Annotated in this window: 14 protein-coding genes; 11 read left to right on the forward strand and 3 right to left on the reverse strand. The window is 45.1% G+C overall.

Features of this window, described 5'->3' with window-relative positions; translation table 11 throughout:
- Positions 1–8: 8 nt before the first annotated feature.
- Genes SIO70_RS13910 through SIO70_RS13920 form a run of 3 tightly spaced genes read left to right on the forward strand, consistent with a single transcriptional unit; the run spans position 9 to position 3827 of the window.
- Entirely contained in the window at positions 9–1562 is a 1554-nt protein-coding gene (locus SIO70_RS13910; protein WP_320581461.1) for a SusD/RagB family nutrient-binding outer membrane lipoprotein, read from the forward strand.
- Between the two features lie 4 nt (positions 1563–1566).
- Positions 1567–2454, forward strand: a complete 888-nt coding sequence (locus SIO70_RS13915; protein WP_320581462.1) for a glycerophosphodiester phosphodiesterase family protein — start codon at positions 1567–1569, stop codon at positions 2452–2454.
- A 35-nt stretch (positions 2455–2489) separates the two neighbouring features.
- Positions 2490–3827, forward strand: a complete 1338-nt coding sequence (locus tag SIO70_RS13920) for a DEAD/DEAH box helicase (RefSeq protein ID WP_320581463.1) — start codon at positions 2490–2492, stop codon at positions 3825–3827.
- A gap of 162 nt (positions 3828–3989) precedes the next feature.
- On the opposite strand, the gene SIO70_RS13925 is transcribed toward SIO70_RS13920, so the two are convergent.
- Both SIO70_RS13925 and SIO70_RS13930 read right to left on the reverse strand, forming a co-directional pair.
- Positions 3990–6236, reverse strand: a complete 2247-nt coding sequence (locus SIO70_RS13925) for a glycoside hydrolase family 2 protein (RefSeq protein WP_320581464.1) — start codon at positions 6234–6236, stop codon at positions 3990–3992.
- Positions 6237–6369: 133 nt separating this feature from the next.
- A complete protein-coding gene (locus tag SIO70_RS13930; protein WP_320581465.1) occupies positions 6370–7188 on the reverse strand; it encodes a class I SAM-dependent methyltransferase in 819 nt (272 codons plus the stop codon).
- Positions 7189–7443: 255 nt separating this feature from the next.
- Between SIO70_RS13930 and SIO70_RS13935 the strand changes: the two genes are divergently transcribed.
- The gene (locus tag SIO70_RS13935) at positions 7444–8619 is read left to right on the forward strand and encodes a DUF1028 domain-containing protein (RefSeq protein WP_320581466.1); all 1176 of its coding nucleotides are present in this window, start codon (positions 7444–7446) and stop codon (positions 8617–8619) included.
- 756 nt (positions 8620–9375) lie between these two features.
- Positions 9376–9801, forward strand: coding sequence for a 6-carboxytetrahydropterin synthase (locus tag SIO70_RS13940; protein ID WP_320581467.1), 426 nt, complete (start codon positions 9376–9378; stop codon positions 9799–9801).
- Positions 9802–9985: 184 nt separating this feature from the next.
- Here the strand turns inward: SIO70_RS13940 and SIO70_RS13945 are convergent, their stop codons facing one another.
- Positions 9986–12217, reverse strand: coding sequence for a hypothetical protein (locus SIO70_RS13945; RefSeq protein WP_320581468.1), 2232 nt, complete (start codon positions 12215–12217; stop codon positions 9986–9988).
- Positions 12218–12522: 305 nt separating this feature from the next.
- On the opposite strand from SIO70_RS13945, the gene SIO70_RS13950 reads away from it, so the two are divergent.
- The 6 genes from SIO70_RS13950 (at position 12523) to SIO70_RS13975 (ending at position 18756) form a co-directional block, all read left to right on the forward strand.
- Positions 12523–13575: a sensor histidine kinase gene (locus SIO70_RS13950; protein ID WP_320581469.1), complete on the forward strand. Its 1053-nt coding sequence runs from the start codon at positions 12523–12525 to the stop codon at positions 13573–13575.
- Entirely contained in the window at positions 13572–14315 is a 744-nt protein-coding gene (locus SIO70_RS13955) for a LytTR family DNA-binding domain-containing protein (RefSeq protein WP_320581470.1), read from the forward strand. Before SIO70_RS13950 ends, SIO70_RS13955 begins: the two co-directional genes overlap by 4 nt.
- A gap of 87 nt (positions 14316–14402) precedes the next feature.
- Positions 14403–15710, forward strand: coding sequence for a TolC family protein (locus SIO70_RS13960; protein ID WP_320581471.1), 1308 nt, complete (start codon positions 14403–14405; stop codon positions 15708–15710).
- Positions 15707–16801 (forward strand): efflux RND transporter periplasmic adaptor subunit, encoded by a 1095-nt coding sequence (locus tag SIO70_RS13965; protein WP_320581472.1) that lies wholly within the window; start codon positions 15707–15709, stop codon positions 16799–16801. The genes SIO70_RS13960 and SIO70_RS13965 overlap by 4 nt, the downstream gene beginning before the upstream one ends.
- A 3-nt stretch (positions 16802–16804) precedes the next feature.
- Entirely contained in the window at positions 16805–18043 is a 1239-nt protein-coding gene (locus SIO70_RS13970; RefSeq protein WP_320581473.1) for an ABC transporter permease, read from the forward strand.
- 11 nt (positions 18044–18054) lie between these two features.
- Complete coding sequence (locus tag SIO70_RS13975; RefSeq protein WP_320581474.1) at positions 18055–18756, forward strand: ABC transporter ATP-binding protein; 702 nt, start codon at positions 18055–18057, stop codon at positions 18754–18756.
- The last annotated feature ends 39 nt before the right edge of the window (positions 18757–18795 follow it).

Raw genomic sequence — 18795 nt, forward strand, 5'->3', positions numbered from 1 at the left:
ATTAAAGGATGAAAAAGCTCATCATATTCGCAGCTGCTATCATTGGTATGAGCAGTTGTAAAAAAAGTTTCGAAGATCTGTATGTGAATAATAACAAGCCTACCTCAGTACAGGCCTCCTTATTATTCAATGGGTTGCTGGCCGGTATTGTCGATGCACCGGGCGGACAACTGGACAGGATCAGTCAGTACCAGTTACAGAATAACTCTTACTTTGGTAATAACCAGTATAACTTCGGATCGGGTGATAACCTGTACCTGAACCTGACGAATGTAGTCAATATGGAAAAACAGGCATTGGTGGCTGGTGCGGCTGCGAAGAATCCCTATGCCGCATTGGGTAAATTTTTCAGGGCCTATTTCTTTGCGAAGATGAGTCTTGAAATGGGTGATATTCCCATGACGGATGCATTGGAAGGCGCCACCAACCTGAAACCAAAATACGATGATCAGAAGACGGTATTCAGCCAATGTCTGAACTGGCTGGATAGCGCCAATACAGATCTCGCCGCCTTAATCGCAGCAAATGATAAAACGTTATCGGGCGATATGTATTTCTCCAATAACCTGAAACAATGGCAGAAGGTAGTGAACACGTATGAATTAAGATTACTGATTCACTTAAGCAAAAAAGCCAATACAGACGAAGACCTGAGAATACCTGAGCGGTTTGCAACGATTGTAAATAATCCTGCCAGCTATCCGATCATGACCAGCATGTCCGACAATCTGCAATATGTATGGCTGAACCCAACCAATAAGTATCCGTTGAACAAGGAATCCTTTGCGAATGGTTCTTTGAACAACAGTGCATCTACCTACGTAGGACTTTTGACCACCCTGAAAGATCCAAGGGTATTTGTTACCACAGATCCTGCGCCGGGTGTTGTATCTTCCGGTGGCAGTCCTACTGATTTTTCTTCCTTTAAAGGTGGGGATATTGGTGCAGATATGGGTGTATTGGCTACGCAGAATGGTGCCGGCGTGATCAGCTATATCAACAGATGGAGGTATTATTCAGGTTATACCGCAGAGAATACTTTTATCATTGGATATATCGAAATGTGCTTCAACATTGCAGAAGGTATCAATAGAGGCTGGGTGGCAGGAGATGCAGAAGCCTACTACAAAGCAGGTATTAAAGCATCCTGGAGCTTTTATGGCGTACCTGAGGCAGGTGCGATGACAGCTTATTCACTGCCACTGGGCATACCTATCACGGGCCCTTATGTACAATCAACTGTGAATGTGAATTTCGAAAATTACTATGCACAATCCAATGTTAAATATGCAGGAAATAATGATGATGGGTTAACAGAAATACTACAGCAGAAGTATATTGCTTTCTTTTGTAACAGTGGTTTAGAGCCGTATTTTAACTGGAGAAGAACGAAAGTACCCACCTTCAGCACCGGTGTAGGAAATGGTAACAACAACATGGTCGCTATGCGCTATAAGTACCTGTCACAGGATCAGTCTGCAAATACAGCCAATTACAATGCAGCGATCGTACAATACGGCAATGTAGACGACATCAATGGTATAATGTGGATTTTAAAATAAAACTATGAAAAGGTTATTAGGTAGTTTTTTGATGCTGGCTTCCCTGGGAGCAGCTGCACAGATTGATGTGCAGGCACATAGAGGCGGACGTGCTTTGATGCCGGAAAATACCATTCCTGCTATGAAGCATGCGATAGATCTGGGTGCGCGGACACTGGAACTGGATTGTGTGATCTCTGAAGATAAGAAGGTAGTCGTGTCGCACGATCTGTATATGTCGGCTGACTTTATGCGGACCCCGGAAGGAAAGGATATCGAAAAGGCCGGTGAACTATCCTACAAGTTGTACACCATGCCATATGACAGCATCCGGAAATATGATGCCGGTACCAAACCACATAAAGACTTTCCAAAGCAGGTGAAGATGAAAACGTATAAACCGCTGTTGTCCGAACTGATTGACAGCGTGGAAGCTTACGTAAAAGCGCATCACCTGAAGCCGGTGTATTACAACATGGAGACCAAGTGCTCTCCTGACGGGGATGGCACTTTTCACCCGGCGCCGGATGAGTTTGTGGCGCTGATGATGAAGGTGATCAGGGACAAAGGTATCCAGAACAGGGTGACCATACAATCTTTTGACATCCGGACCTTGCAGGTGATCCACAAACTATACCCAAAACAAAGACTCGCACTGCTGGTATACGGAAAGGACAGTTTCGATACGAATATTGAGAAGTTAGGCTTTACCCCGGACATCTACAGTCCTTATTCCGCGCTGGTAAACAAGGACCTGGTCACCACCGCCCACAACAAGAAGGTGCAGGTATTGCCCTGGACGGTAAATGACCCGCAGGAAATGCAAAAGATGATAGACCTGGGCGTAGATGGAATCATTACGGATGATCCGGAATCCCTCGTGAAATTGGCCGGAAGTTATCAGAAGAAATAGATTCAGTACCTTTGCGGTTCATTTTGAATCGAATTATGACTTTTGATGAACTAAACCTCAGCAAGCCTTTATTGAATGCCCTGAGTGACCTGGGCTATACAACGCCCACCACCATTCAGGCGAAGGCCTTTTCTGTGGTCATGTCCGGTCAGGACGTATGTGGCATTGCACAGACCGGTACGGGTAAAACCTTTGCTTACCTGCTGCCGGCTTTGCGGCAGTGGAAGTTTTCCAAAGAGCGCTATGCCCAGATCCTGGTAGTAGTGCCTACCCGCGAGCTGGTTACCCAGGTAGTGGAGGCGGTAAAGAAGCTGACACCCTATATGAATGTGGAGGTCGCCGGATTTTTTGGTGGGGTGAATATGAACCCACAGATGGTGACAGCCAATGAAAAACTGGATGTGGTAGTAGCGACCCCTGGCCGGTTGGTAGACCTGGTGCTGAGTGGTGCATTGAAACTGAAAGCTATTAAGCGACTGGTGATCGATGAGGTGGATGAAATGCTGAACCTTGGTTTTCGTCCGCAACTGAAACATATCCTGGATTTACTGCCGGCTAAAAGGCAAAACCTGCTTTTTTCGGCGACTATTACCCCGGAAGTAGAGGATCTGATGGAGGTGTACTTCAATGCACCGGTAACGATAGAAGCTGCACCTGTGGGTACGCCACGTGAGAATATCAGTCAGACAGGGTACGCGGTACCGAACTTCAATACGAAGGTGAACCTGCTGGAACTGCTGCTGAAAACACGAGAGGAGATGAGCAAGGTGCTGATCTTTGCCGCTACCAAAGAACTGGCCAACCAGCTGTATGAACAGTTAGAAACGAAGTTTCCTGAGCGGGTGGGTGTCATTCACTCCAATAAGGAGCAGAACCATCGTTTTAATACGGTAAAGAAATTCAAATCAGGCGAATACCGCTTCCTGATTGCAACAGATATCATCGCGAGAGGTATTGATATTGAGGATGTGAGTCATGTGCTGAACTTTGATGTACCTGAGGTACCGGAGAGCTACCTGCACCGGATTGGTCGTACCGGTCGTGCGGACAAGCATGGTAAGTCTATCATTTTCCATACAGAACGTGAGAAAGAGGCATTGGAAAGAATTCAGACCTTGATGAATTATGAGATTCCTTTGGAACCATTGCCGGAAGAGCTGGAAATCTCTGATGTACTGACAGATGATGAAAAGCCGGAGGTGAAGATGAAGAACTTCCTGGTGGCATTACCCAAGCTGGAAACTTATGGACCTGCTTTCCATGAGAAGAAGGAAAAGAACAAGAAAGTGAATGTAAAGATCTCCCATAAGGAGAAGATGCAGATGAAATATGGTAAGCCTAAGACAAGAGGGGCCAAGAAGAAAAGGAAATAACTAAAGAAGAAAAGGAAATAATTAAGAAGACCCGGCTTATACAGCCGGGTCTTTTCAATTATAGAAGCATCGAAGAAGCGTCGAACAAGCATCGAACAGAGCTTATAGAAAGGTCGAAGAAAGCTTATAGAAGCATCGAACAAACCTTATAGAACATCCCCTTTATTTCCATGTTTTTTCGCCTTTCTTCATCTTGTCATAAATCGCCTGATACTCCGGTATCTCTTCCTCATGCGCCAGTTCCACTGATTTTACCATCCATTTCAGGGCATTTTCCTTATCTCCCAGCCTATACAACAGGTTCGCATAAGTACCCATGGTAAACGTATTCCTTTCTATCTCCACCACTCTTTCCATCCATTTCAGGGCCTGGTTTAATAAGACAGTATCGGCTGTGCCATTGAATACCTTTTGCGCCATGCTACTGATTTTGGTAGGGGAGAAGCTGGTACCGCCTTTGTTCAGGTAGTCGGTCACGCTTTCCGTCATCGGCTGCCAGTCGTGCGTCTTTTTCGCATCAGCTTCCATTTCCAGTATAGCGAGGAATTGCGGGCGGAATGGATCGGGTATAGAAGTCGTATCTGCATTTTTAAGCCCCAGATCCATATTGAATGTCTGTGGAATAAAGGCGGCGTGTATTTTACGCAGGGTATCGAGCGGCACTTTGATGATCTCACGATCGTAAGTCATGAGGCCATTTTCCTCAATTTCTACATCGTAGGGTTCAGTGTATATGGAGCCAGACTGGCCCTGTGTTTCGTATTCTTTTAGTTTTTTAACCATGGAGGCATAGCGGGAACTTAACTCTGCAGGCGTGATCTTTACATATCCCCAACCGGCTACAGCATCCCATTCATGGTTTTTGACAGGTACACCGATGCCACCCCATTCACCCAATACCCTTGCTTTGCCGGGTAGAGCCGGAGCAATACCGGGACCCGGGTAGTCATGGACGTCTGCAAAGTCGGCATTGGCCCATTTTTCTGCAACTTCTTGTCCATCCATCTCGTAGTTTTCGCCGGTATGACCGTTTACAAGACGGGTAGGATCTGTGCTCTTCAGCCATTTGGTCAGGCGGAGCTGATCGTAGGTAAACCAGCCTTCATTGAAGAGTACCCATGAAATGATGGAAGGATGATTGTAAAGTTGGGCTACGTTAGCAGCGCTTTCTTTTTCAAAAGCTTCCTTTGCTTCAGGTTTCAGACTGGCGCAGGTCACCATATCCTGCCAAACGAGCATGCCTAACTTATCAGCGTAATAGTACCACCGGGCTGGTTCTATTTTGATGTGCTTACGGATGGTGTTGAATCCCATGGCTTTGATGGCTTCGATGTCAAAGCGGAGGGCATCGTCAGTAGGTGCGGTATAAAGACCATCCGGCCAGAAACCCTGGTCGAGTACACCAAGGTTGTAGGTATATTTATCATTCAGGTAAATCCTTTCCTGTCCTTTTGGATCTTTTTTGACAGCGATTTTGCGCATGCCGAAATAGGAAGAAACGACATCGGAAGTATCCCCATTCTGAATGAGTTTTACAGAGAGGTCATAGAGAAAAGGATCTTCCGGGCTCCACAGGTGTGCTTTGGGAACAGGGATTTTGATGGTTTCATTGGTTTTACCTTTGACGGAGCTGATAATTTTGCCATTGGTGCTGGCGAATGCCGCTACCTTATAGGTTCCAGTCATGCCACCGGTTTTGACGGTGAGGGAAAGGAAACCGCCGTCTACATCAGGCGTAACCACGAGAGATGAGATGTAGGTGTCAGGTACGGTTTCGAGCCATACAGTTTGCCAGATGCCGGTGGTAGCCGTGTAGCGGATGCCTTTGGGAGCCAGAACCTGTTTGCCATGGGGATTGATGCCCTGGTCAGAAGGATCCCATACGCTTACCAGTATTTCATTGTCGCGTTCTTTCAGCAGGCGGGTGATGTCGTAAGTAAAGTTCTGGTAGCCACCGGAGTGGGTACCGGCTTGTTTACCATTCACATAGACGGTGCTTTGCCAGTCCACGGCGCCGAAGTGGAGGAGGATCCGTTTTCCTTCAAGCCGTGAAATAGGGGGCAGGGTACGTCTGTACCAAAGCCGTTGCGAGGGCAATACAGCCTTTTTAACGCCCGATAATGCCGATTCGATAGGATAAGGCACCAGGATCTCTCCGGCAAAAATTACAGGCTTTGTAGCGTCTTTGTCAGTAATGGCGTATTCCCATAGTCCGTTCAGGTTTTGCCAGTTGTCACGGACCATCTGGGGACGTGGATATTCAGGCAGTGCGTTCGTGGGAGATACCAGTTTGGCCCAGCGGGTTTGCAGGGCTACAGGTTGTAGCTGCCAGTTGGTCTGCGCGTGTAAAACATGTGCTGTACAGGAAAAAGTGAGAGAAACAGCAAGGTGTTTAACAAAACGTTTCATTATAAAGGTTTAAGTGGCTAACGAATATAACGGCCAGAGGGGAAGTATATCCGCAGTCATAAAAGGTGAAATATGATTAGTTGCGGATAATGAGAAAAAGTAACATCGCCCTACGCGATGTTACTTGCTTATATCAGGCGAGCATAGAAAGCAGCAATAAGGGTACACCGGCGAGTTGTTGGTACAATTCCCCTTTGCAGGTCAGTTGAAATTCATCATTTTTCACAAGGCCATAACGCCTGATCTCTTCTGCTGTGAACAGTGTTGTAAAAGGAATGAAATCAGGTTTAAAGCCCTGTAAAGCCAGTTTGTCGGCATAGTCTTCTCCATAGAACCGGATATGCCCCGGATCTCCGAATGCGATAGCTCTCTGTGCGGGAGAGGTAATGGAATCATCCTGGTAGGTAGATTTCATACCATGTCTGACTGGCACCTGGATGAGTGCAGTACCATTGGGTTTGAGTACCCGGCGTAGTTCGCGCATGGCCCGTTCATCGTCGTGAATATATTCCAGCACGTGGCTACAGAGGATCACATCATACGTATTGTCGGGAATTTCGGGCATGTTTGTGATGTCCAGATAGATAGTGTCTGCAGGGTAAGTGCTTTCAAACATCCGGGCGAATTTGTCTGCCGGCGTGTATTGTAGCCCTTTGATCTTTGTGAAATAATTGTAGAAAATTGTTTCAGGACCAACATGAAGCAATTTCTTACCAGGCGCAATAAATCCCGGATGTCGATGCAGGTAGAGCCAGAGTGCGCGATCGCGTTCATTGGAGCGGCAACGCGGACATTGTCCCGGGCGTCTGTCAACGCCGAGAGGGAGAAAACGAGTGAACGAATGATTGCAGCAAGGGCAGGTTACATTTGTGCCACGATAGCAGATGCCGCGGAATTTCAGGTACAGCGGTAAAGCTGTCCTTTTCAGGATTTTTTTAATAATCAGACGCATGAAAGTTGGGCATTAGGCTGATAGGGAATTATTACGCATTACTTGAATCAAATGTGAGGAAAGAAACTGAATCTGCAAGTAGAAAGTGACCGGCGGTAGCCTCATTGGTAAAGGAATTATAAATTATAGAATATTTGATTTGTAGGTGGGTGGATGTGGGGAAGTTGACGGTGGGCTGATGAAGAATAGCGTGATGATAAATAAAGGTGCGGTGAGGATGCAACCTTTTTTATAAAATGGATACTTTGTTCAGGTATGAGAACTATAATTTTCCTTTTGTTGACCATCCCTGGATTCGGACAAAATTTGCCGGCTCTCTTACTAAATAAGGATATCAATGCCACCTTTTCAATTACGGCCTATGATCCTGCTGCTGCGGAGTGGGGAATTGCGGTGGCCACGAATAATATTTATGTGGGAAATTCCACTATTTATATTGAGCCGGGAGTGGGCGCGTTTTCTGTGATTGCGGAGACGGAACCGGCATATGGTATAAATGGATTGGCGCAGTTGAAAAAAATGCCATTAAAAGAAGCTATTGAATATACAAGCGCACATGATGAAGATGCCGGATTGAGACAGGTGGCCGGGATTGATAAAGAAGGAAATACTTATGCATATGTTGGAAAAGAATTGAATTACTGGAAAGGAATAGCGGGTGCAAAAAGCGGTAAGAACTATGTAGTAATAGGTAATCAACTGGCAGCCGGTGTGCTGGATAGTATGGGCAGCGTATTTGAACGGACTAAAGGCACCCTGGCAGAACGTCTGTTGGCAGCATTAGTGGCAGGACAACAGGCGGGTGGTATGATCACCGGCAAACAATCTGCGGCGTTGATGGTAAAAGGCACGCACAATGAATGGTACAACCAGATAGATGTAAGAGTTGATCATTCATTGACTCCTTTTGAAGACCTGAGCAGGTTATTGAGTTTTCATTATGGGAGGATCAGGTTGAATCAGGCCATCTTTCAATTGAAAAAAGGGAATATGGGAAAAGGAATCGCATTGCTGGAACAGGCCACTACAATGCTGGAAGGATGGAAAGGGATGCAGTCCAAAATAGCCATGGCGAATATACTGGCAGGTAGAGAAGCGCAGGCAGCTAAAATTTTAGAAGGCGTAAATAAAGAATATATCCCCGCTTTTTACTGCCTGAAAAATTATATTGATATAGATACAGCCCAATTTGATAGTAAAGATTGGAACAGTGCAGTAGCAATGTTGATACAATTAAAACGGAATGAAGAGGCAGTGCGTGTAGCAAAAGATGTAGTAATAAAATACCCGGCCGATTCTTATAGCTGGTATTTGTTAGGAAAGGCATACAAAGATGAAGGCAAAATGAAAGAAGGGAATAAATGTTTTGAAAGAGCTGTGAACCTGGATAAAGATAATGTTGAAGCACTTGCCGCATTAAATAACAATTAGGCCGGAGAATGAAATCGCCGGCCTGTTGATTATAAATAAAAACCTTATTGAATAACTATCTTCTTCATCACACCATGTACTTCTGCCACCACTGAGCAGGCTGGTACCGCTTTTATCTTCATAAGGCCCGGCCACCGGTAGAACAGGCTGGTACCATTTTTATCTTCATAAGGCCAGGCCACCGGTAGAACAGGCTGGTACCGCTTTTATCTTCATAAGGCCCGGCCACCGGTAGAACAGGCTGGTACCATTTTTATCTTCATAAGGCCAGGCCACCGGTAGAACAGGCTGGTACCGCTTTTATCTTCATAAGGCCCGGCCACCGGTAGAACAGGCTGGTACCATTTTTATCTTCATAAGGCCAGGCCACCGGTAGAACAGGCTGGTACCGCTTTTATCTTCATAAGGCCCGGCCACCGGTAGAACAGGCATAGTACAGGTAGTATTTGCCATTCATGTACACACATTCAGGCGCCCGTAAGGTGCCGGCAAAGTCCATAACACACGTATTGATCCGGCTGGGCCAGGTACCGGATGCAAAAACCGTGGAGTCGATAGTCCAATCGATCAGGCCAGTAGACGTAAGGTGATACCAGGGAGCTATAGTGTTAACTTTACAATTAATGAAATGTATATCAGATTTGTGAATATAGCATCAGGATATGATAATTTAAATCAACCCATTTGTTAAAATGACATAAATCATGAATGTCGATTGTTATTTGCAGTAGCTTTGCAAAAATTTGAGAACGATCAGTGTTGCAAATCACTAAAATATTCAACTTCGAAACGGCACATGCACTGCATGGATACGCCGGTAAATGCAGGAACTTACACGGGCATTCCTATAAGCTGCATGTAACTGTCAGCAGTAAAACACCTGAAGAAGGATACCTGGGGGGCACGGGAATTTTGATGGACTTTAAAGACCTGAAAAAACTGGTGAATGAAAAAGTGGTTGATAAATTCGATCACCGCCTTATTCTGTCCAAAGCTTACCTGGCAGCAAATCCGAATTTGGGAGAGCTGGAAAACCTCGAAATCTGGGACATCGAACCATCCGCAGAAAACATTATCCTGTATATCAAACAGGAACTGCAAGGTGGGTTCCCCGAAGATGTAGAGTTAGTTAAACTGGTTTTGTACGAAACCAGCGATTCTTACGCCGAATGGATCAAGTAATATATTTGAATCTAAGCCGCAATAGAGTGGATCAAGTCACAAACTGGTGGTTGTATCAAGGGAATCATCGCATAGCTTTAAGGACCAACATTATGGTAAACTGATACACCCTTTTTCCAATAAAAGGCCTGAGCAATGCTCAGGCCTTTTTGTTGTAACCTATATATGCAGGCTTGCCACTGTTCTATACTGTCAATTGTGCCTGTGGCAACTCGCACGCACCGCCTGCACAAGCGATCGCACCGAGGGTGTTCACATCCACATAATCAGGTAATTCCTCTTTATATTTGCTCCAGTCGATCATCTTTGCATTCTTCACGATCGTCATGTAGCGATAATAACGATGCACATCTTTCAATGCATAAGTCATCTTTTTCAGATCTTTCTTAAAGTAGTTCTTCGCAAACTTTTTTGCACGTCTGATCCAGTCTTTCTGATAGAAGATCTTTTCACGGCTACCTTCCAGTGGCAGGTTCCTGTCCAGCACATACATACAGGCTTTCCAAAGATCCTGGTCAAATGCATGCAGACCATCCACGATCAGACCTGATGCCATGATCACACCATCTCCATACATTTTGATCAGCTCCTCCGGTGTAAACACTTCTGAATAGGGCGCCTGATTGTATTCCAGTGAACCAGACATACCCAGCAGAGAAATACCTGCAAAGTATTGACGGTTGACATAGATATAATCAGTTACATCTTCCCAGTTATCTACTGAAATCGTATTGGAAACATTGTGTCGTACAGATGGTATTACACATCTTTCTATATTGGTACCCGGATACACCCAGTTTTCCATAATGAACTTTACGATCTCAAGGTGTTTCACACCATATACATCATGCTTGCTCATGGCCTTTGGTTCTGCTTCCATGGCAAAGCCGATGGCATAGTCACGACCATTGAAATCCCACACACTTTTCTCTACCAGTTCCGGATTCTGTGACTTGAAGAATTCTACACCGTATTCATCCGGATTTACCTGTACATAACGGATCCAGCGTTTGCCTTCCACCGGTTTTACGCCTGATGAAGAACCGAGAATGATAGCGCCATTACCATCAGGTTTACTGAGGGTAGTACGTGCTGCATAGTTGATACCTAATACAGCAGCGAGTTCCTTGTTGATATCTTTGATGAGTTGTACACCTTCTGCCAGCGTTTCTTTGTTCAGCAGTACATCAGGATTATCTAACCAACCTGATATAGCACAACCTAATAAGGCTTCGTTTTTAAAGATCTCTTCTGTTACACTACCTACATAATCGAAGGTCGTATAACCTGCCTGCAATGTACCTAAGATAGCCAGCGCCTTACACATGCGCAGGAACGTCTTCTTATCTTTGCACATCGCACCGTTACCCGTTGTCAGGTTACATCCCTGCCAGCCGGATACCCATCCATCTTCTGTTTTCAGCTTAGGTACCATCCCTACTTCCACACATGGGTTGTACAGAATTTCAAGATCATCCAGCCAAACAAAACCAGGTTCACCAAATTCTTTTACTGATTCCATAATGGACTGAAACTCTTCGTAAGTAGTTTCTGATTTCAGGAGAGCGACTGAGTTGTTAGAGCGTGCACGTTGGGGTTGTGTGATATACCAGTTACCAGTTTTGGCATTCAGCATTTCTTCGTCATCCTTGCTGAAGATACAGATGGTAGCGCTTCTTCTTACACCACCGGCCAGTACTGCATTTGAAGCATGCATCACGATGTCGTATGCGAGAATGCTTCTCATGGTACCGCCCTGTGATTTCAACCACTGTTCTACGATCTCTTCTATTTTCTGGATCGCTATTTTCAACGGATCAGAACCCGGCGCTTTGAACCCGGAAGAGATGTATGCACCCTTGGGTCTGATGAGGGAATAATCCAGTCTTACTTCATATCCCCAATAGGTCTGGAACTTTTTGTCTGCCCTGAAATAGGATGCCAGCAATACGCCAATCGCATCTGCCCAGCCTTCTATACTGTCTTCAATAATAAAGGTTTTGGTTCCTTTGTCACGTGCCTGTAATTCAGGGAGTTTTGCAATATGCTGCTGCTGTACTGAAAAACCCACTCCACAACCGCTCAACAGCCACCACATGGACTCTCTGAAGAATTCAGCCCTGTCGCAATAAGAGGTCAGACAGTTATACATCTTGGAGTTGTGACGCAGGATGGGGAACCCGCCAAATTGTAATGCCCGCTGAGAACCTAATACCAGTTTATCAACATAAGCATCTTCTGCAAAATCCATGTATTCCGACAACACCTTGTTATCAAGCAGGTGTGCGTATTTGTCACGGTGCATTTTCATGACCCGCTCCCGGATGGCTTCTTCCCAGGTTTCCTTCCTGCTTAATTCAGGACGGTACTTTAAATAGCCGGTCTGTAGCTTAAATTCTGATAAAAAGTTCTGCATGCTCTAAAAGTCTTGATTTTTAATGCCTAACAATGGTATTGGCTAGGAATAAACAGCGAAGTTTGGCGTTATGATACCCCTACAAAGGTATTTGATTGGGGAGGATGGAGGGGAGAAAGTTAAACACATGTGTGCATAACTAATTGCCACCTGGAATATAGTATTACTATATCACTTTAAGGGTACTAAAAGGTCACTAAAAGGGCACCTCAATATCCCAGGGATATTGAGGTGCCCTTTTAGTGACGAATTGGTAGCGAAGCAGCACTATGGTCGTGCACTGGATTTCTTATAGAGATTTATTTTTGTCCCCGGACTTAATTCATTTTATCTTCACATATAAAATTCACACTATTAGTACTAAACTTACCAAAGAAGAACGCTGGCCCTTATTCCGCGCGGCGCTTACCACCTCCCCGGTCATTGCGATGCTGCTGGTGACCCCCGTATACCTGGTCAGAAATGTGAATATCAGTCATATGTGGCTCGCCTTTCCCGGCGCCTCTGTCGGCATTTTTATCACCTGGCTGTTTCATATTCTGCTCATCGGAAGAACACGCCTGCATAAAACCCGTTTTTTCATTTCTACATTCTTCATGATCTCCATTACAACTATTACCTATTTCGTAAGCAGGAGACATAACCTGAACATATTTATATCCGAAACTTCTTTTTTCCTTTACAGGGTAGTAAATATCATTGCTGTCAATTCCATGATATATATTATTTCCGTAGTTATATTATTAAACAGGACCAAAAAGAAACTGGACATTGAAAATGAACACCTGAAATTCGCTAACCTCCAATCCCGGTACGAACTACTGGTCAACCAGCTGAATCCACACTTTCTTTTTAATGCCATTGGTACTGCCAAAGCCCTGATCCGGAAGGATCCCGCTATCGCAGATGAATACCTGGTGAAATTATCCAGTTTTCTGCGGCTGGGGTTAGAGAATAAACGATTTGATACCATCACTGTAGCAGAAGAACTGGCCCTCTGTAAGGACTATATCTCCCTGCAACAGATGAGGTTCGGTTCCGCCTTACAATTCGATGTACAGATTGATAAAAAATTCTCTGACTATTATGTACCTTACTTCGCCATCCTTATTCTCGTGGAAAATGCAGTGAAACATAATGCCATGACAGAGGAAGAACCACTGAGAATATCTGTTACCAATAATGATACTATGCTACAGGTAACTAATAATATACAACCACGATTCCTGCTGGATGCGTCTTCCAAAACAGGGCTGCAAAACCTGAAAGAAAGATACCGCCTCCTGTATAATGAACCCATCACTGTCGATAACGACGGAGAAACATTTAGTGTAAGTATAAAAATGATTCGCAAATGAATGTAGTGATCATTGAAGATGAAAAGAACCTGGCAGAAGAATTACTGCATTATATTCTCATCGCACGTAAAGAATGGAACGTCGTAAAAATACTCCCTTCTGTAAAACAAGCCGTGGCCTGGTTTGAAACCAATACCTGCCAGCTGGTCTTCAGTGATATTCAACTAGGTGACGGTCTGAGTTTTGAAATCTTTCATCAGTTAAAACTCAATGTCCCCGTCATCTTTTGCACCGCCTTTAATGAATACGCCATCCAGGCTTTTAAAAATAATGGAATTGATTATATCCTGAAGCCTTATGGACAGCGCCTGATCAATGATGCCATTGCGCATTATGAAAGTCTGCGCCAGGGTATTTCTCCGGATTATCACACCCTTATTCAATTACTGCAAAAGCCTACCGCTACCTCCCGGCTGCTGGTGAGTTTGCGGGATAAGATCATTCCCATCAAAACGGAAGATATCGCCCTTTTTTATATCCAGCATGGCCAGGTATCCCTCATTGATTTTGAACAACATAAATATATTATCAGTCAGCCGCTGGATGACCTGGAAGCAACTGTAGGACCCGGCTTTTACCGGGCAGACAGGCAGCACCTGGTGAACAGAAAGGCCATCCGGGATGTTTCTCAATCTTTGGGCAGGAAGCTATTATTGAATCTCCTCGTGGAATACAATGAAGCGGTAACGATCAGGAAAGAGAAGGCGACAGAGTTCCTGGAATGGCTCATAAAAGACTAATCCATCCCCCAATTTGTCTACTTCAGCAAACCCGATTTTTACAGTTGCTGATTGTTTTGAATATTTGTTGTCGTAAACAATTGCCTGATGCGCCGGATTTTAATCATTTTTCTCATTAGTTGTAGCCTGACAGCAGGAGCCCAGAGCACACTATCCTTTCGCTCGCTCAATGAAGTCTTTGTATACGCTGATGCGCATAGCGTCACTTTCAAAAATGCCACCCAACAGGTGCTGATGAATAAATACCAGACCCTGGCGGCAAAACTTGACAAATGGAAGATCAAGGGCGATGCAAATCTCACCAGCACCGACAATACCAAACTAGGTGTCACCTTTATTCCTGCAGAAATATTTGGGGGGCCTTCGGGTACCTACAGACAGGTGACCTTTGGACAACAATATGTAACCAGCGCTAACTTTGCACCGCAGATAGACATCCTCAATCCCTTTTCCATGGCACAGGTCAGAACGGCCCGTGCCAGCGAACAGGTGACAAATGCCACGAACCTGCTCAATAAGAAAAGCCTGTACGAAAGTGTGGCCGGTGCTTATTATAACATCCTGTCTTATCAATGGCAGATCAAGGTGACGAAGAAAAGTCTTGATAATGCAGATACGCTCACTACCATCATGGTGAACAAACAACAGGAGGGTATCGCCAGGCAGCAGGATGTGAACAATGCAAAAGCAAACCAGCTATCCATACAGGATAAACTGCAACAACTGGAAGTGAACCTGGAAGAACAATACAGCAGCCTGAAACTACTCTGTGATATTGATTCTAGTACCCCCATCTCTATTGAGGAAACCGCTGACCAGGGTAATTTCGATGCGAGCCTTACCGCTACAGGTTACCTCACCCAGTTACAATCTGAGTGGCAGTTAAAATATCAGGAAGCAGACCTCCGTGCCAATAAACGCTGGTTCCTCCCTACGGTGACCCTCTTCAGTAGCCTGGGATGGCAGCAGAATACCAATAACCATCCTTTTGATGGCAGCAGATGGATCAACAGCAACTATATAGGCGTTAAAGTCGCGATTCCGCTTATACCGGATGTAGGCAAGGTGGCAGCTGTACGCTATGATCGTATCAATGTTGCTGTAGCGAAGAATAATTTTGAACATGCAGCCCGTCAGGATAGTGTGAACAACCAGCAATTGCAGCTCGAATATCAGAAGGCTTTCAAAAGCGCCCGGCTGGCGGGTGAAATCGCCGCGCTAAAAGAAGATTCCTACTACAAAAACCTGAATATCTATAAAGAAGGGATTCTCTCTGCCACGGACCTGTTCACCGCCTTTAACGACTGGTTGAACAATAGTCTGAATGCTGTATCCCAACAGGCTAACAGCGACTATGCAAAATCAAAGATCATGATTAATAATATTGTCAAATGAACATACAGCAAACTATTGGGATCTTCACTGCATGCCTGATCTTTTCTGCCTGTGGTCAGAAAACGGCGCCTGTCAAACCTGTGCACAAAGACCTGACTGAAATGGTATTTGCCTCCGGTGTGCTCGAAGCCGATGATCAGAACAACCTGACTGCACAAACAGATGGTTACCTCATCAAACTGGATTTTAAAGAAGGAGACATGGTCAATGCCGGTCAGCTACTGGCAGTAATTGACAACAGCCAGAACATCATCAATGCACAAAGCGCCGGCGCTCTCCACAACATTGCAAGAGAGAATACCCTGCCTACAGCGCCTGCTTTGCAACAGATCAGTGCCAATATCACTGCTGCCAGAGAAAAACTCCGCCTGGATCAGTTGCAGGCAGACAGGTACAAACGTCTCATGGAAAGCAACAGTGTATCTAAACTGGAATATGAAAATACCCAGCTCACCCTCGCTACTTCTAAGGCCAACCTGAAAGCACTGGAAGACCAGTATAATACACAACTGGTAACTGCGAGACAACAGGAAGTAACACAGCGCTCCATGAGTGACGTGAACCAGGTGATTAAGGAACAGAACCAGATCAAAGCGGTGATCAGCGGACAGATATACGAGAAGAAAAAACAACTGGGCGATTATGTACGTAAAGGTGATGTGATCGCCGTGATCGCGAACCCACAGCTCATATATGCCCGCCTGAATGTGGACGAAACCAATATGGCAAAAGTAAAAGTAGGTGAAGAAGCCGCCATCCAGTTGAATACCAACAAAGGACATATTTACAAAGGCACTGTGCATGAGATCCTGCCAGCTTTTGAAACTTCCAGCCAGTCATTCATCGTAAAGGCATACTTTACAGACAGTCTTGATTTCAGGATCACCGGCACACAACTGGAAGCCAACATCATTGTCGGCGAAAAGAAAAATGCACTGGTCATACCACGTAGCTATTTATCTTATGGCAATAAGGTAACGCTGAAAGGGAAAGGAGCAATCGTAGTTCAGACCGGCATTATATCCAACGACTGGGTAGAAGTGACCAGCGGTCTTACAGAAAATGATGAACTGGTACCAGAAAAAAAATAAGTGATGAGATACCGTCATAATATCAACTCTGAAATATCCATGACCTACATCGTCACCAAGAAAAAGTTGACGTTGGTAGCGGCATTGGGGGTGACGATCGGGATTGCGATCTACATCTTCATGAACTCGATGATGGTGGGATTTGATAAGAAATCGACAGAGCTGGTATTCAGAAGTACTGCACATATCCGGGTGTATAAAGATGAGGTGATGAGTCTGCCTTTATTGCCAGAGAAGGGCAACAACATACCTGTGATCATAAATCCCAGCGTAGTGCCGGAGAGTGACAAGATCGTAGACCCTGAGAAAATTATATCCCTGCTAAGACAGCAACCGGATGTAACGATGGTAACACCTCAGGTCACTGTCAGTGTGTTTTACAATAACGGCAAATCCCAGATCACAGGTAGTTCCTATGGTGTAAGGATAGCAGAGGCTGATAAGATGTTCAATATTGCAACTACCGTAGTGGAAGGTTCTATCCAGGACCTGAAGAATACCCCTAATGGGATACTGCTGGGAGTAGGTATTGCAGCAAAGATGAGTGTGCGCCCGGGAGATAACATTACCATTACTTCTTCCAGGAATGTGACCAAGGTGATGAAGGTAGTGGGCCTTTTCCAGTCAAACAATTCCCAGGTCGATAAGACCAAGTCTTACATCAATATCAGCGCTGCCCAGCAACTCCTGCAGGAAGGGGCCGATTATGTAAGCGATATCAATGTTTCCGTCACTAACCCGGACAATGCCCCGAATTATTCAGCGAAGTTCTCTGACCTTACAGGGTATAAAGCAGAAGACTGGAAAGCTGCCAATGCCACACTTGTAGCGGCATCCAATATGCGCCGGATCATGATCACGGTCATTGCGCTCTCCATCCTGCTGGTGGCCGGGTTTGGTATTTACAATATCCTGAATATGACTATCACCCAGAAGATCAATGATATAGCCATTCTGAAAGCCATGGGTTTCCGGGGCAGGGATGTGGTACGCATATTTGTACAACAGGCCATGATCATTGGCATGATCGGCATTCTGATAGGTGTACTGCTGGCGGCATTGCTGGTATTCCAGTTGTCCAGGACCTATGTGGGCGGGGATATTGGTTATTTCCCTATTCGCTTTGAGTGGTCCGTATTTTTCAGGGGGCTGATATTCGGACTGATCGTGACCCTGGGTGCCGGGTATATTCCGGCAAAGAAAGCGGCAAACGTAGACCCGGTATCTATTTTCAGGCGGTAAAAATTACGACTATGCAAAGAGAGCTCATGCTGGAAGCAGAAAATATCGGGAAGTATTTTTATGACCCGGTAAAATTTAGGGTGCTGAATGATATTTCTTTTAAAGTTTATAGAGGAGAATTTGTAACATTGGTAGGAAAATCGGGGAGTGGAAAGTCCACTTTACTGTATATTTTGAGCACGATGGATACTGATTATGAGGGAAAATTGCACATCCACGGGGAGCAAACCACCGGCCAAAGGCAAAATAACCTGGCCGCCCTGCGGAATGAGAAGATTGGATTTGTGTTTCAGTTCCATTATCTTTTACCCGAATTTAGCTGTCTGAAGAATGTGATGATACCAGCATTGCGGTTAGGAAAGTATTCCAGGCAGGAAATAGAGGAGAGGGCTTACCAGAAACTGACCCTGCTGGGACTACAGGATCAGGCACTGAAACCCGCCTCCAAGTTATCAGGAGGCCAACAACAAAGGGTCGCTATTGCCAGGGCCCTGATCAATGATCCCCTGATTATAATGGGGGATGAGCCGACCGGAAACCTTGATTCAAAGAATTCACAGATCGTATTTGACACATTTAAACAACTGGCGCACGAATATAACCAGACGATCATAGCAGTAACGCACGACAATGATTTCGCAGAGCGCTCTGACCGTACTATTGAAATGCAGGATGGCGCAATCATTTCTACCGCGAAGGAGTTTGGAAAATAGGAACTGCAACAGGAAGCCTTGTAAAAATAAAACCCGATA

The sequence above is a fragment of the Chitinophaga sancti genome (assembly GCF_034087045.1).
GTDB classification, from domain to species: domain Bacteria; phylum Bacteroidota; class Bacteroidia; order Chitinophagales; family Chitinophagaceae; genus Chitinophaga; species Chitinophaga sancti_B.

What these genes read in the sequence shown, in the direction of transcription:
- SIO70_RS13935 (WP_320581466.1), top strand. Translation starts at nt 7,444, where the DNA reads ATGAGAACTATAATTTTCCTTTTGTTGACCATCCCTGGATTCGGACAA.
- SIO70_RS13915 (WP_320581462.1), top strand. Translation starts at nt 1,567, where the DNA reads ATGAAAAGGTTATTAGGTAGTTTTTTGATGCTGGCTTCCCTGGGAGCA.
- SIO70_RS13975 (WP_320581474.1), top strand. Translation starts at nt 18,055, where the DNA reads ATGCAAAGAGAGCTCATGCTGGAAGCAGAAAATATCGGGAAGTATTTT.
- SIO70_RS13945 (WP_320581468.1), bottom strand. Translation starts at nt 12,217, where the DNA reads ATGCAGAACTTTTTATCAGAATTTAAGCTACAGACCGGCTATTTAAAG.
- SIO70_RS13965 (WP_320581472.1), top strand. Translation starts at nt 15,707, where the DNA reads ATGAACATACAGCAAACTATTGGGATCTTCACTGCATGCCTGATCTTT.
- SIO70_RS13955 (WP_320581470.1), top strand. Translation starts at nt 13,572, where the DNA reads ATGAATGTAGTGATCATTGAAGATGAAAAGAACCTGGCAGAAGAATTA.
- SIO70_RS13920 (WP_320581463.1), top strand. Translation starts at nt 2,490, where the DNA reads ATGACTTTTGATGAACTAAACCTCAGCAAGCCTTTATTGAATGCCCTG.
- SIO70_RS13960 (WP_320581471.1), top strand. Translation starts at nt 14,403, where the DNA reads ATGCGCCGGATTTTAATCATTTTTCTCATTAGTTGTAGCCTGACAGCA.
- SIO70_RS13970 (WP_320581473.1), top strand. Translation starts at nt 16,805, where the DNA reads ATGAGATACCGTCATAATATCAACTCTGAAATATCCATGACCTACATC.
- SIO70_RS13930 (WP_320581465.1), bottom strand. Translation starts at nt 7,188, where the DNA reads ATGCGTCTGATTATTAAAAAAATCCTGAAAAGGACAGCTTTACCGCTG.
- SIO70_RS13910 (WP_320581461.1), top strand. Translation starts at nt 9, where the DNA reads ATGAAAAAGCTCATCATATTCGCAGCTGCTATCATTGGTATGAGCAGT.
- SIO70_RS13925 (WP_320581464.1), bottom strand. Translation starts at nt 6,236, where the DNA reads ATGAAACGTTTTGTTAAACACCTTGCTGTTTCTCTCACTTTTTCCTGT.